This is a genomic window from Micromonospora sp. A200, from assembly GCF_029893845.1.
Taxonomy (GTDB): domain Bacteria; phylum Actinomycetota; class Actinomycetes; order Mycobacteriales; family Micromonosporaceae; genus Micromonospora; species Micromonospora purpureochromogenes.
The window spans coordinates 42,693-55,639 of sequence record NZ_JARXXY010000039.1 but is presented as its reverse complement, the minus strand read 5'-3'; the positions used below and the strand labels follow the sequence as shown (position 1 = coordinate 55,639).

Below are 12,947 nucleotides of genomic sequence, written 5' to 3'. Positions count from 1 at the left end.
GTTCTGACCTTCGACAAGCCAGAACCTAGGCAGGACAACGGCATGCGCCATAAACGACGCACCGAACCACCCACACATGCGTCACAAGACCCATATTTATGCCCCTGAGGCATATCGCTCGGCAGGGAGAATGCCGCCGCCCGCCGCCCGCCGCCCGCCGCCCGCCGCCAAGTGAGGTGTCAGCCGGCGAGCACGTCGCTCGCCGCGGACGCCAGCAGCTCCCACGCCTCGTCGACGTGCTCCTCGGCGGTCAGCGGCGAGCCGACCGCCAGGCGCAGCGTGTACCGCCCGCCGACCCGGGTGTGCGTCAGGTGCACCCGGCCGGTGTCGTTGACCCGGGCCAGCAGCGCGGCGCTCGCCTCGTCGCCAGCCCGCAGCCGGAAGCAGACCAGCGAGAACGGGTGCGGTGCGGCGAGGTCGAACCGGTCGTCGGCCGTCACCCGGCGGGCGAACCGGTCGGCCAGCGCGACGCCCGCGCGGATGTGCGCGCGCAGCCCCTCGACGCCGTACCAGCGGAGCACGAACCAGAGCTTCAGCGCCCGGAAGCGCCGGCCCAGCGGCACCTGCCAGTCCCGGTAGTCGATCACCGCGCCGGACTCGGTGGCGGCGTTGCGCAGGAACTCCGGCATCACCGTCAACGCCTCGATCAGCTCGCCCCGGTCGGCCACCCAGAACGCGTCGCAGTCGAAGCCGGTGAGCAGCCACTTGTGCGGGTCGAAGCAGTACGAATCGGCCTGCTCCAGCCCGGCGTGCGACCAGCGCAGCTCCGGGCAGACCGCCGCCGCCCCCGCGTACGCGGCGTCGACGTGCAGCCAGACGCCGTACTCGGCGCAGATCGCGCCGATCTCCGGCAGCGGGTCCACGGCGGTGGTGGAGGTCGTCCCGATGGTGGCCACCACGATCGCCGGTACGTCCCCGGCGGCCCGGTCGGCCTCGATCGCCGCCCGCAGCGCCGCCGGGCGCATCGCCAGCGTCTCCGGGTCCACCTCGATCGGGCGGACCCCGTCCTCGCCCAGCCCGGCGATCCGCGCCGCCTTCTCGATGGAGGAGTGCCCCTGGGTGGAGGTGTACGCCCGGTACCGGCGGTCGATGCCCACCGCGCGCCACCGGCCGCCGCTGGCCCGGTGCAGCGCGCCCAGGGTGGCGACCAGCGTGGCCGAGGAGGCCGAGTCCTGGATGACCCCGCCGCCCGGACCGGTGGAGCGGAACCGTTGCGGCAGGTCCATGAGCCCGGCGAGCCAGTCCAGCATCACCGTCTCCAGCTCGGTGCAGGCCGGGCCGGTGGCCCAGAGCATGCCCTGCACGCCGAGCCCGGAGCTGACCAGGTCGCCGAGCACGCTCGGGCCGGAGGTGTTGGCCGGGAAGTAGCCGAAGAACCCGGGGTGCTGCCAGTGGGTCAGCCGGGGAGTGATCAGGGTGTCCAGGTCGGCGAGCACGGCCTCGACCGGCTCGCCGTGCTCGGGCGGGCTCACGGGCAGCGCCGCCGCCACCGCGCCGGGCGGGTCCTGCGAGGTAACCGGACGCTTTCCGAGCGTCGTCCAGTAGTCGGCGATCCAGTCCACCACCGCGTACCCGGCGCGGCGGAACTCGTCCGGGTCCATGTGCTCAGCCATCCGACGAGTCGACCAAACCGATCCGGCGCGGGCAAGGGCCGAGCGACTGCCGTTGCGGGCGGGAAGGCGTTCGGCGATGGCATGGGCACCCCGCCCACGCGGAACATCTACCTGCGCTGAGCCCGAAGCCTCGATCCGGTAGGCACCGGGTCGCCAGCTGCGGAATCCGCACCACTGGCGACCCGGTGCTCCACACCGCAGCACCCCCGACCCGTCCCGACCGGGAGTGCCGTACCACCACCGATCACCAAGTTAGGCGCGGCACGCGACACTGGGGTGACGTGGGTATGAAGAGCGTGTTTCAGGCATTCCGCCTGAGCCCGCCGGCCACCTCGTCGGCGACCAGCTCGAAGGAGCGCACCCGGTCGGCCACGTCGTACACCATCGTGGTGACCATCAGCTCGTCCGCGCCGGTGCGCGCCAGCAGGTCGCCGAGCTGCCGGCGGACCGTCTCCGGCGAACCCATGGCCTGCCCGTCGCGGCGCTGCCGCACGAACTCCCGCTCGAACTCGTTGTACGGGTACGCCGCCGCCTCCTCGGGCGTGGCGAGGGGCTCCGGCCGCCCCGAGCGCAGCTTCAGGAACGACAGCGCGCTCGGCCCGGCCAGCCACTCGGCCCGCTCGTCGGTCTCCGCGCACACCACGTTCACCGCCACCATCGCGTACGGCTGCTCCAGCCAGCGCGACGGGCGGAAGTTCTGCCGGTACAGCTCCAACGCGGGAAGGGTGTTCTGCGCGCTGAAGTGGTGCGCGAACGAGAACGGCAACCCGAGCAGCCCGGCCAGCTGGGCGCTGAAGCCGCTGGACCCGAGCAGCCAGACCGCGGGGGACTGGCCGAGCCCCGGGGTGGCGGTGATCTGCCCCGGCTCGTCGCCGCTGAAGTAGTTCATCAGGTCCGCCAGCTCGCGCGGGAAGCCCTCCGCCGACAGCCCTTCCATGGTGCGGCGCAGCGCCAGCGCGGTCACCTGGTCGGTGCCCGGCGCGCGGCCGATGCCCAGGTCGATGCGGCCCGGGTGCAGCGCCTCCAGCGTGCCGAACTGCTCGGCGACCACCAGCGGCGCGTGGTTGGGCAGCATCACCCCGCCGGAGCCCAGCCGGATCGTCGAGGTGTGCGCCGCCAGGTGCGCCAGCAGCACCGCCGGCGCGGAGCTGGCGATCGCCGGCATGTTGTGGTGCTCGGCCACCCACAACCGGCGGTAGCCCAGCTCCTCGGTGCGGCGGGCCAGCTCGGTGGTGGCCCGCAGGGCCTCCCCGGCGGACGCCCCACGGGCCACCGGCGCAAGATCAAGAACAGACATCGGTACGTCGATCACGGCTGTGGCCAACCCGCCGCGCGCCGGATTTGTTCCCCTCGTCGGGTACGGGTGACCCGATCCATCCCGTCGGCGCCCGCCGGTCAGCCCATGCCGCGAGCCTGCTCGAAGATCAGGCTGGTCTGGGTGTGCTGCACGGCCGGGTCCACCGCGAGGTGGTCGAGCACGAAGTCGCGCAGGGCGTCGCCGGACGCCGCCCGCACATGCAGCACGTAGTCCTCCGCGCCGGCCACGTGGAACACCGACACCACCCCGGGCAGCCGGACCGACCGGGCCCGGAAGGCGTCCACCGCGGCCCGCTCGTGCGCGGTCAGCCGGACCGACACCAGCGCCTGCAACGGCAACCCCACCGCGGCCGGGTCCACCTCGGCGTGGAAGCCGCGGATCGCCCCGCAGTCGCGCAGCGCCCGGGTCCGGGTGAGACAGGTCGAGGGGGCCACTCCCACCCGCTCGGCGAGGGCGTTGTTCGGCAGCCGGCCGTCGGCGGCCAGCTCGGTGAGGATCGCTCGGTCCACGTCGTCCAGCGCGGCGAACGGCCGCACATCATTCGGCGCAGGGGGCATGTGAACATCCTTCCGCGAATGCCCCGACAACGAAAGCGGCTCCTACAGAATCATCTTCGATCCTATTGCCCGGCGACAGCTTATTGTTCGACGCTTCCGGCATGACGACCGTGGACACCCGGGCCGTGCACGCCGGCCGCGACGATCTCGCAGGCCTCGGCGTCCACGTGCCGCCGATCGACCTCTCCACCACCAACCCGCTGCCCTCGGTCGAGGGCGGCGGCGACGCGTACGAACTGCTCGCCACCGGCGGCACCCTCCCGGCCGGCGCCAGCGCCGTCTACCAGCGGCTCTGGAACCCCACCGTGGCCCGCTTCGAGACCGCCCTGGCCGAACTGGAGGGCACCGCCGCGGCCGTCGCCTTCGCCAGCGGGATGGCCGCCCTGACCGCCGCGCTGCTCGCCGCCACCCGGGACGGCAAACGGCACATCGTCGCCGTCCGCCCCCTCTACGGCGGCACCGACCACGTGCTCGCCACCGGACTGCTCGGCACCGAGGTCACCTGGGCCCGCCCCGACGAGGTCGCCGCCGCCGTCCGCCCCGACACCGCCCTGGTGATCGTCGAGACGCCCGCCAACCCCACCCTCGACCTGGTCGACATCGCCGCGCTCGCCACCGCCGCCGGCGACGTCCCGCTGCTCGTCGACAACACCGTCGCCACGCCCGTGCTCCAGCAGCCTGCCCGGCACGGCGCCGCGCTCGTCCTGCACAGCGCTACCAAGAGCATCGGCGGCCACGGCGACGTGCTCGCCGGCGTCGTCGCCTGCGACGCCGACTGGGCCGCCCGACTGCGCCAGGTCCGCGCCGTCACCGGAGCCGTGCTGCACCCGCTCGGCGCGTACCTGCTGCACCGGGGCCTGCAGACGCTGCCGCTGCGGGTCCGCGCCCAGCAGGCCGGCGCGGAGAAGCTCGCCGGCTGGCTCACCGGCCACCCGGCCGTCGCCCGGGTGCACCACCCCTCGGTCCACGACCCGTCCGGCCTGGTCGGCCGCCAGATGTCCGGCACCGGCAGCCTGCTCGCCTTCGAGGTACGCGGGGGCGCGTCCGCCGCCGCGGCCGTCGCCGGCGCCTGCGAACTGATCACCCACGCGGTGTCGCTCGGCGGGGTGGACACCCTGATCCAGCACCCGGCCTCGCTCACCCACCGGCCGGTGGCGGGGGAGGCCAAGCCGGGCGGCGGGCTGCTGCGGATCTCCGTCGGGCTGGAGGACCCGGAGGACCTGCGGGCCGACCTGGAGCGGGCGCTCGGAGTGCTCTGACCGGCGCTCGCCGTTCCTGTCGCGCGGCTGAGGCGACCCGCGCCTCGCCCTGAAGTCCGTCATGTCGGGTTCATGACTTCGGGCCGACGTGCCGGTCGAGGGCCGCGACCGCCTCCCGTCGGGCGACGGAGAGGGAGTTGCGGCGGTTCATCCTCCAGGCGATGCCGAGCAGGTCGAGGGCCCACTGGCAGAGCCCCATGATGTCGGCGGACTCGTTGGTGAACATGTAGCGCGGATAGACGTAGCCCTTGCCGCGGACGGTGACCCGGTTGCTGACCCGGCAGCCGTCGGAGTGGAAGAGGCCCCGCAGGAAGTCACCCGCGTGGCCCTCGACGATCTCGCGCTGCCAGTCGGCGAGGACGATCGGCCGCTCGTGCTTCTTGCCCGGCCCGTGCTGCGGAAACAGGCATGGCCAGTGCACGCCGTAGCTCTGCACGGTGACACAACCCTGCTTCTGCACCCGTTGAACCGAACCCGCCAGCACCTCCCGCATCGCCTTGTCGCAGAGCGTGATCAGGTCTGGCCAGGCATCGGCGCAGTAGATCCGCAGCACCGGCACACGGGCTGCGGTGACGAGGTGACCATCACCGAGATAGAGGCCGAGGAGGTACGCGTAGGCGGCGGGCTTTGTCGGATTGTCGACGTCAGCCCGGCAGCGGAAGCAGCGCGCCTGGGTGGCGTGCCGCTTCGGTTCGCGCCGATCTTTGCACCAGTGACGAACGGTCGGATACGGCAGGCCGAACCGGCGAGCGACCTCGGCGACCGTGTTACCGGCCAGATACTGCTCACGGGCGCGGGAGCGGATCTCAAGGGAATGCACGGGGCCATCTTCGAACGCCCGTACGACAATCTGGTGCCCCCGGTGGGACTCGAACCCACACTGTCGGAGGTTTGAGCTCCGTCTCTCTTCCGTTGGAGTACAGGGGCGTTCCGTGATTCGGTCTTAACAGACTACCCATTACGCTAAGGGCGGCGACACCCGGCACGGCGGGTGTCGAGCACAGACTGGTGGGAGTGGCTCGTGGCCGAGACGCAGACGGACGCCGAGCGCAGGCGGGTACTGATCGCCGAGGACGAGGCGCTCATCCGGCTGGACCTGGCCGAGATGCTGGTCGAGGAGGGCTACGAGGTCGTCGGCGAGGCCGGCGACGGCGAGACCGCCGTCCGGCTGGCCGAGGAGCTGAAGCCGGACCTGGTCATCCTCGACATCAAGATGCCGATCATGGACGGGCTGGCCGCCGCCGAGCGGATCGCCGGCGCCCGCATCGCCCCGGTCATCATCCTGACCGCGTTCAGCCAGCGCGACCTGGTGGAGCGGGCCCGGGCGGCGGGCGCGATGGCGTACCTGGTGAAGCCCTTCCAGAAGAGCGACCTGGTGCCGGCGGTGGAGATCGCGCTGTCGCGCTACTCGGAGATCGCCGCCCTGGAGTCGGAGGTCGCCGGCCTCACCGACCGGCTGGAGATCCGCAAGACCGTCGAGCGGGCCAAGGGCGCGCTGATGACCACGTACGGGATGACCGAGCCGCAGGCGTTCAAGTGGATCCAGCGCACGGCGATGGACCACCGGATGACCATGAAGGAGGTCGCCGAGCGGATCCTCGCGGAGACCGCCGGCGGTGAGGTCGCCCAGCCGACCGCCTGACACCGGTCGGCCCGCCGGGTCCCCGGAAACCACCGGCGGTGGCTAGCATCGACGCGTGTCCACTCGGCGCGTGCTCGCGGTGCTCGGCGTCCTCGCCGTGCTGCTGGCCGCCTGTGATCCGGCGCCCGCGCCACGCCCTGCCGAGGAGCCGGTCCGCCCGGCGTGGCAGGCGCTGACCCTGCCGGCGCCGCCGGGTCCGCCGGGCCGCGCGCTGCTGCGTGACGCGACCGCCTGCGCGGGCCGGTGGTACGCGGTGGGCGGCGTCGCCGACACCGCCGGCGGCACCCGGCCGGCCGCGTGGACCAGCCGGGACGGTACGAACTGGACGATCGTGCCGATCGCCGCGGATTCCTTCTACGGCAAGCAGAACGTGCTCTATTCGGCCGGCTGCCGCGACGGTGCGCTGGCGGTGATCGGCGCGAAGGTCGGCGGCGCGCACGGCTATCCCCGGGTGAGCACCTGGCAGCAGCGCCCCGACGGTGGGCTGGTCGAGGTGTCCGCCTCGTTCGAGACGTACGGCGGGCCCAAGGCGGTGAACGTGTCCCGCCTGACGGGCGGGCCGGCCGGCTGGCTGATCGTCGGCAACCGGTCCAGCGGCGCGGCGGCCTGGGTGTCGCCGGACGCGGCGGACTTCGCCCTGGTGGAGGGGGCGCCGGAGCTGGCCAGCGACGGGCGCGGGGTCAGCTGGGCGTTCGACGCGGTGGGCGTACCCGGGGGGTGGTTGGCGGTGGGCGGCGTGCTGCCGGCGGGCCGGATCGACCGCGACCCGGTCGCCTGGTCGTCGGCGGACGGCCGCACCTGGCGGCGGACGGCGCTGCCCGGTACCGACCGTTACGAGGAGTTGCAGCGGGTCGTCCTGGTCGACGGTGCGGCGGTGGCGGTCGGGCTGCGGGGCGGGGCGTTCGGCGCCTGGCGGCGCGACGGTGACCGGTGGGCGGCCGCCGGCGGCTTCGGCGGGGCGGCGCCGTCGCAGGTGCCGTCGGTGGACGGCCTGGTCACGGCGGGTGGGTGGCTGGTGGCGGCGGTTTCCGACGGGAAGTCCCGTTCGGTCTGGACGTCCGCCGACCGGGGTGGGTCCTGGCGGCGGGTCGAGCTGCCGGGTCCGGTGCCGGCCGGGGCGGACCGGGACGTGGCGCTGGCGGCGGTGGGGGAGCGGCTGTGGATCTTCGCCGACGACGGTGTCCGCTCCGCGGCCTGGTCGGCCCCGATGCTCGCCGTTCCGCGGTGAGGGCACAGCTGGGGCTTAAGGACCGCTCAGGGAACCACCTGTTACGGCGTCCGTATCCATCGCGCGCGTCTTCGTAACGGTTTGGCAGACCACGCCCCAAGCCCTTCCTCGACCGTATGAGTGTCGGTACGCTCCGCCATCACGAGCCGTAACGCAGGGGCGTCCCTGCCGGGTGGGGTGGTGGTGCGGGCTGTACTCTCGCCGTCCTTCTCGGTGCCGTCGCCATCTGCTTCTGGAGGAGGTCAGGAAGCCGTGAGGCGTAGCTATGTACGGGTGCTCGGAGCCGCCGCGATCGCTGCGGCGATGGTCGGCGCCGCGGGTTGCCAGGACTCTGGCGGTGGCAGCGGCACCGCGTCCGGCGACTGCGGTGGCAAGATCGCTATCTTCGGCGCGTTCACCGGTGACAACGCGGGCCTGGTGATCCCGTCACTGAACGGCGCGAAGCTCGCCGTCGAGCAGTTCAACGAGAAGAACAAGGACTGCAAGGTCACCATGCAGGAGTTCGACACCCAGGGTGACCCTGCGGTGGCGACCCCGTTCGCGAACCAGATCGCCGGTGACAACTCGTTCCTCGGCGTCATCGGTGGTCACTTCTCCGGCGAGTCCGACGCCACCATGCCGATCTACCAGGCCGCCGGCCTGGCGATGGTGAGCCCGTCGGCGACCCGGACCGACCTGACCCAGAAGGGCAACAAGTCCTTCTTCCGGGTGGTAGGCCACGACGGCACCCAGGCGGGCGCCGTGGCGACCTACATGAAGTCGCAGAACGCGGCGAAGGTCTTCGCCATCGACGACGGCAGCGCCTACGGCGCGGGCATCACCGCCGAGCTGGGCAAGAACCTGCAGCTCGCCGGCACGGACAAGATCCAGGAGAAGCAGTCGCAGTTCGACGCGACGATCTCCAAGATCAAGGCGGCGCAGGCGGACTTCGTCTTCTACGGCGGTTACACCCGTGAGGCGGCCCCGCTGGTCAAGCAGATGCGCGCGGCCGGTGTCCAGGCCAAGTTCGTCGGCCCGGACGGTCTGTACGACCCGGCGTTCCCGCAGGGCGCGTCGGGTGGCGCCGAGGGCGCCATCATCACCTGCCCCTGCCTCCCGGCCGACAAGGCCGGCGGCACCTTCTCCGCCGACTACCAGAAGAAGTTCGGCCAGGCGCCGGGTTCCTACGGCGCGGAGGGCTTCGACGCGGCCCAGGTCTACCTGGACGCGTTCAAGGACGGCAAGAAGAGCCGGGCCGACATCCTCGCCTACGTGAAGTCCTACGACAAGCAGGGCGTCTCGAAGTACATCAAGTTCGACGACAAGGGCGATGTCGACCCGTCGAAGGTCGTCATCTGGGCGTACCAGATCAAGGGCACGGAGATCACTGCTCTGCAGGAGCTCAAGCTCAGCTGACGTCATGGCACTGGAGTGCGGCCGGGGTGTCGTCCCCGGCCGCACTCGATGCAAGGAGACCCCGGTGAATTTCGACGAACTCTTCGGCCACCTCGGCCAGCACACCGTCGACGGGTTGTCCAAGGGGGCGATCTACGCCCTGATCGCCCTGGGCTACACCCTCGTCTACGGCGTACTGCGACTGATCAACTTCGCCCACTCCGAGGTCTTCATGGTCGGCACCTTCGCGGTGCTGGGCGTGTGGACCGCTTTCGGGGTGCAAAATAACCCGCCGATCGGCCAGGCCATCCTCTTCCTGGTGCTCGGCCTGATCGCCGCGGCGGTCGCCTCGGGCGGCACGGCCCTGGCGATCGAGCGGATCGCGTACCGCCCGCTGCGGCGCAAGAACGCCCCGCCGCTGATCTTCCTGATCACCGCGATCGGCCTCTCCCTGGTGCTGGTCGAGGTCTTCGGCCTGCTCCTGCCCGACGTGGCGGGCGGCGCGCTGCCGTCGCTGTTCGGTCGGGCCCGGCAGATCGTCGGCATGCCGACGATCATCAAGCAGGAGACCCTGTTCCAGATCGGCGGCACGTCGATCACCAACATCCAGGTGATCGTCTTCGTCTCCGCCGTGGTGATGATGGCCCTCCTCGACTGGTTCATCAACCGCACCCGCTACGGCCGGGGCGTGAGGGCGGTGGCGCAGAACCCGGAGACGGCCGCGCTGATGGGCGTCAACCAGGAGCGCGTGATCATGCTGATCTTCGTGCTGGGCGGGATCATGGCCGGCGCGGCCGCGCTGCTGTGGAGCATGCGTTTCGGCTTCACCCAGAACAGCATCGGCTTCGTGCTCGGCCTCAAGGCGTTCACGGCCGCGGTGCTGGGCGGTATCGGCAACCTGCGGGGCGCGCTGGTGGGTGGTCTGTTCCTCGGCGTCGTCGAGGTCTACGGCGCCACGCTCTTCGCCTCCAACTGGGAGGACGTCATCGCGTTCATCGTCCTCATCGTGGTGCTGATGTTCCGCCCGACCGGCCTGTTGGGCGAGTCGCTCGGGAGGGCCCGCGCATGATCGACAGGATTCGGAACGCAGACCGCCGCCGGGTCGGCATGCTGACCTCCGTCGGTGACCGATTCAGCGCGCTGCCGAAGTGGCAGCGGATCGCGGCGCTCGTGGCCCTGGTGGGCTTCCTGTACTACCTGCCGCTGCTCGGCATCCCTGGCCTGACCTGGCTGCGCACCGACTCGATCGCCGGTGGCAACAACTGGGCCGGCGTGCTCTTCGTCTGCGCCATCTACGTGCTGGTCGCGATCGGTCTGAACGTGGTGGTCGGCCTGGCCGGCCTGCTCGACCTCGGCTACATCGGCTTCTTCGCCGTCGGCGCGTACAGCGTGGCGCTGTTCGGCTCGGTCAACTCGCCGGTGGTGAAGTGGATCCAGAACGAGTTCGACCTGCCGCCGACCTGGGCGGTCACCTGGTCGATCTGCCTGCTGCTGGCGATCGTGCTCACCATGGTCTTCGGGGTGCTGCTGGGCTGGCCGACGCTGCGGCTGCGCGGTGACTACCTGGCGATCGTCACGCTGGGCTTCGGCGAGATCATCCGGATCGTGGCCCGCAACGCCAACGGGGTGACCAACGGCCCGCAGGGCATCTCCGCGATCCCGGGCCCGGAGGGTCCGCCGGCGGCGGAGAACGAATGGTTCGGCCTGATCGACGCGAAGCCGTGGTACTGGCTGGCGATCACCGCGGTGCTGCTGATGGTCTTCGCGGTGCGCCGGCTGGAGCGCAGCCGGGTCGGCCGCGCCTGGCTGGCCGTCCGCGAGGACGAGGACGCCGCCGCGGTGATGGGTGTCTACCCGTTCAAGTTCAAGCTCTGGGCGTTCGCCATCGGCGCGGCGCTCGGCGGCCTGTCCGGGTTCCTCTTCGCCAGCCGGAACGCGTTCATCGACCCGACCCAGTTCAACGCGAACCTCTCCATCCTCTTCGTCGCCATGGTCGTGGTCGGCGGCTCGGGGAACATGGTCGGGGTCTCGCTCGGTGCGGTGCTGCTGGCCTACCTCCCGGAGCGGTTCCGGGAGATCGCCGACTACCGGTGGCTGGCCTTCGGCCTGGCCATGGTGCTGGTGATGATCCTGCGTCCGCAGGGCCTCATCCCCAGCCGGCGGCGGGCCCGTGAGCTGAAGGACCGCGCGGCGGAGGCAGAGGAGGCGCCCGCTCATGTCTGACGAGACCACCAGCACCGCCACGCCGAAGATCCCGGCGCAGCCGGGTCCGCGGCCGGTGCTGCTCGAAGTCGACGACGTCACGCTCCGCTTCGGCGGCGTGGTCGCCCTCGACAAGATCGATTTTCAGATCTACGAGGGCGAGATCCTCGGCCTGATCGGGCCGAACGGCGCCGGCAAGACCACCAGCTTCAACGTGATGACCGGCGTCTACAAGCCCACCTCGGGCGCGGTCCGGTTCCGCGGCGAGCGGGTCACCGGGCGCAAGCCGCACCAGATCAGCCGGCTGGGCATCTCGCGGACGTTCCAGAACATCCGCCTGTTCCCGGAGATGACCGCGCTGGAGAACGTCATGGTCGGGACCGACTCCCGGCACAAGACGAGCGTGCCCGGGGCGCTGTTCCGGCTCTACCGGGTCCGCCCCAAGCCGGAGGAACTGCCGCAGGTCACCGCCCCGGACGGCATCAAGCGGACCTGGCAGCAGGTGCGTCGGTCGTGCGCGAAGACCTTCGGCCTGTCGCGGCACATCCTGGAGGAGCGGGCCGCCGAGGCCAAGGCGCTGGAGCTGCTGCGCTTCGTCGGGATCGCCGACCGGGCCAACGACGAGGCCCGCAACCTGCCCTACGGCTACCAGCGTCGGCTGGAGATCGCCCGGGCGCTGGCCACCGAGCCGAAGCTGATCTGCCTGGACGAGCCGGCCGCCGGCTTCAACCCGGCGGAGAAGGAGGAACTGCTCACCCTGATCCGGAAGATCCGCGACAAGGGGCTGACCGTGCTGCTCATCGAGCACGACATGCGCCTGGTAATGGGGGTCACCGACCGGATCGTGGTGCTGGAGTTCGGCCGCAAGATCGCCGAAGGGGCGCCCGCCGAGGTCAGTCGGAACCCGAAGGTGATCGCCGCATACCTGGGGGAGTCCGCCGATGACGCTGCTTGAGCTGAACGACGTGAGCGTCGCGTACGGCCGCATCGAGGCCCTGCACGGCATCAGCCTGACCGTCAACGAGGGCGAGGTGGTGGCCCTGATCGGCGCGAACGGCGCCGGCAAGACCACCACCATGCGGGCCATCTCCGGGACCCGGGCGCTCGCCGGTGGCCGGGTGACCTTCAACGGCGAGGACATCAGCAAGCTCCGGGCCGACCTGCGGGTCGTCCGGGGGCTGTGCCAGTCGCCCGAGGGTCGGCAGATCTTCCCCGGCATGACGGTGATGGAGAACCTGGACATGGGGGCGTACACCCGGCGGGACTCCGCCGGCATCGCCGCCGACCTGGACCGGGTGCTGACCCTCTTCCCGCGGCTGGCCGAGCGGCGCAAGCAGGCCGGCGGCACGCTCTCCGGCGGTGAGCAGCAGATGCTCGCCGTCGGCCGGGCGCTGATGAGCCGGCCGAAGCTGCTGCTGCTCGACGAGCCGTCGATGGGCCTGGCCCCGATGGTGATCCGGCAGATCTTCGACATCATCACCGAGATCAACGAGCAGGGCACCACGATCCTGCTGGTGGAGCAGAACGCCCAGCAGGCGCTCTCCCGGGCGCACCGGGGGTACGTGCTGGAGACCGGTCGGATCGTGAAGGAGGGGTCCGGTCAGGACCTGCTCACCGACCCGGCGGTCAAGGAGGCGTACCTCGGCGTGGCCTGAGCTGCGTCGTAGCGTCGGCGGCCGTCCGTCCCCCAGGGGGCGGGCGGCCGTCCGGCGTCTGCCCGGATGTCGGTTTCCCTCCTACCAGCGCGGTGCCGC

12 protein-coding genes and 1 tRNA gene are annotated in these 12,947 nt (G+C 71.4%); 8 read left to right on the top strand and 5 right to left on the bottom strand.

From position 1 onward, the window contains the following. Positions 1–179: 179 nt before the first annotated feature. The 3 genes from M2302_RS27935 to M2302_RS27925 all read right to left on the bottom strand — a co-directional run bounded on the left by M2302_RS27935 (position 180) and on the right by M2302_RS27925 (position 3,488). A complete protein-coding gene (locus tag M2302_RS27935; protein WP_280840804.1) occupies positions 180–1,613 on the bottom strand; it encodes a pyridoxal-dependent decarboxylase in 1,434 nt (477 codons plus the stop codon). A gap of 301 nt (positions 1,614–1,914) precedes the next feature. Then, on the bottom strand, positions 1,915–2,937 hold the full coding sequence (locus M2302_RS27930; protein WP_280840803.1) for an LLM class flavin-dependent oxidoreductase: 1,023 nt from the start codon (positions 2,935–2,937) through the stop codon (positions 1,915–1,917). Between the two features lie 71 nt (positions 2,938–3,008). Then, complete coding sequence (locus M2302_RS27925) at positions 3,009–3,488, bottom strand: Lrp/AsnC family transcriptional regulator (RefSeq protein ID WP_088961197.1); 480 nt, start codon at positions 3,486–3,488, stop codon at positions 3,009–3,011. 83 nt (positions 3,489–3,571) lie between these two features. Between M2302_RS27925 and M2302_RS27920 the strand changes: the two genes are divergently transcribed. Further along, positions 3,572–4,747: an aminotransferase class I/II-fold pyridoxal phosphate-dependent enzyme gene (locus tag M2302_RS27920; protein WP_280840802.1), complete on the top strand. Its 1,176-nt coding sequence runs from the start codon at positions 3,572–3,574 to the stop codon at positions 4,745–4,747. A gap of 70 nt (positions 4,748–4,817) precedes the next feature. Here M2302_RS27920 and M2302_RS27915 read toward each other — a convergent pair whose 3' ends face one another. Both M2302_RS27915 and M2302_RS27910 read right to left on the bottom strand, forming a co-directional pair. Beyond that, positions 4,818–5,567: a helix-turn-helix domain-containing protein gene (locus M2302_RS27915; protein WP_280840801.1), complete on the bottom strand. Its 750-nt coding sequence runs from the start codon at positions 5,565–5,567 to the stop codon at positions 4,818–4,820. A gap of 31 nt (positions 5,568–5,598) precedes the next feature. After that, a tRNA-Leu gene (locus tag M2302_RS27910) sits at positions 5,599–5,674 on the bottom strand. Between the two features lie 94 nt (positions 5,675–5,768). Here M2302_RS27910 and M2302_RS27905 point away from each other — a divergent pair. The 7 genes from M2302_RS27905 (at position 5,769) to M2302_RS27875 (ending at position 12,848) form a co-directional block, all read left to right on the top strand. Beyond that, complete coding sequence (locus M2302_RS27905; protein ID WP_154943735.1) at positions 5,769–6,389, top strand: response regulator; 621 nt, start codon at positions 5,769–5,771, stop codon at positions 6,387–6,389. Positions 6,390–6,444: 55 nt separating this feature from the next. Then, positions 6,445–7,617, top strand: coding sequence for a hypothetical protein (locus M2302_RS27900; RefSeq protein ID WP_280840800.1), 1,173 nt, complete (start codon positions 6,445–6,447; stop codon positions 7,615–7,617). Positions 7,618–7,869: 252 nt separating this feature from the next. After that, positions 7,870–9,012, top strand: coding sequence for a branched-chain amino acid ABC transporter substrate-binding protein (locus M2302_RS27895; RefSeq protein ID WP_280840799.1), 1,143 nt, complete (start codon positions 7,870–7,872; stop codon positions 9,010–9,012). Between the two features lie 64 nt (positions 9,013–9,076). Next, positions 9,077–10,060: a branched-chain amino acid ABC transporter permease gene (locus tag M2302_RS27890; RefSeq protein WP_280840798.1), complete on the top strand. Its 984-nt coding sequence runs from the start codon at positions 9,077–9,079 to the stop codon at positions 10,058–10,060. Beyond that, positions 10,057–11,214, top strand: coding sequence for a branched-chain amino acid ABC transporter permease (locus tag M2302_RS27885; RefSeq protein WP_280840797.1), 1,158 nt, complete (start codon positions 10,057–10,059; stop codon positions 11,212–11,214). Before M2302_RS27890 ends, M2302_RS27885 begins: the two co-directional genes overlap by 4 nt. Next, positions 11,207–12,148, top strand: coding sequence for an ABC transporter ATP-binding protein (locus M2302_RS27880; RefSeq protein WP_280840796.1), 942 nt, complete (start codon positions 11,207–11,209; stop codon positions 12,146–12,148). The genes M2302_RS27885 and M2302_RS27880 overlap by 8 nt, the downstream gene beginning before the upstream one ends. Then, positions 12,135–12,848 (top strand): ABC transporter ATP-binding protein, encoded by a 714-nt coding sequence (locus tag M2302_RS27875; protein ID WP_280840795.1) that lies wholly within the window; start codon positions 12,135–12,137, stop codon positions 12,846–12,848. The genes M2302_RS27880 and M2302_RS27875 overlap by 14 nt, the downstream gene beginning before the upstream one ends. The last annotated feature ends 99 nt before the right edge of the window (positions 12,849–12,947 follow it).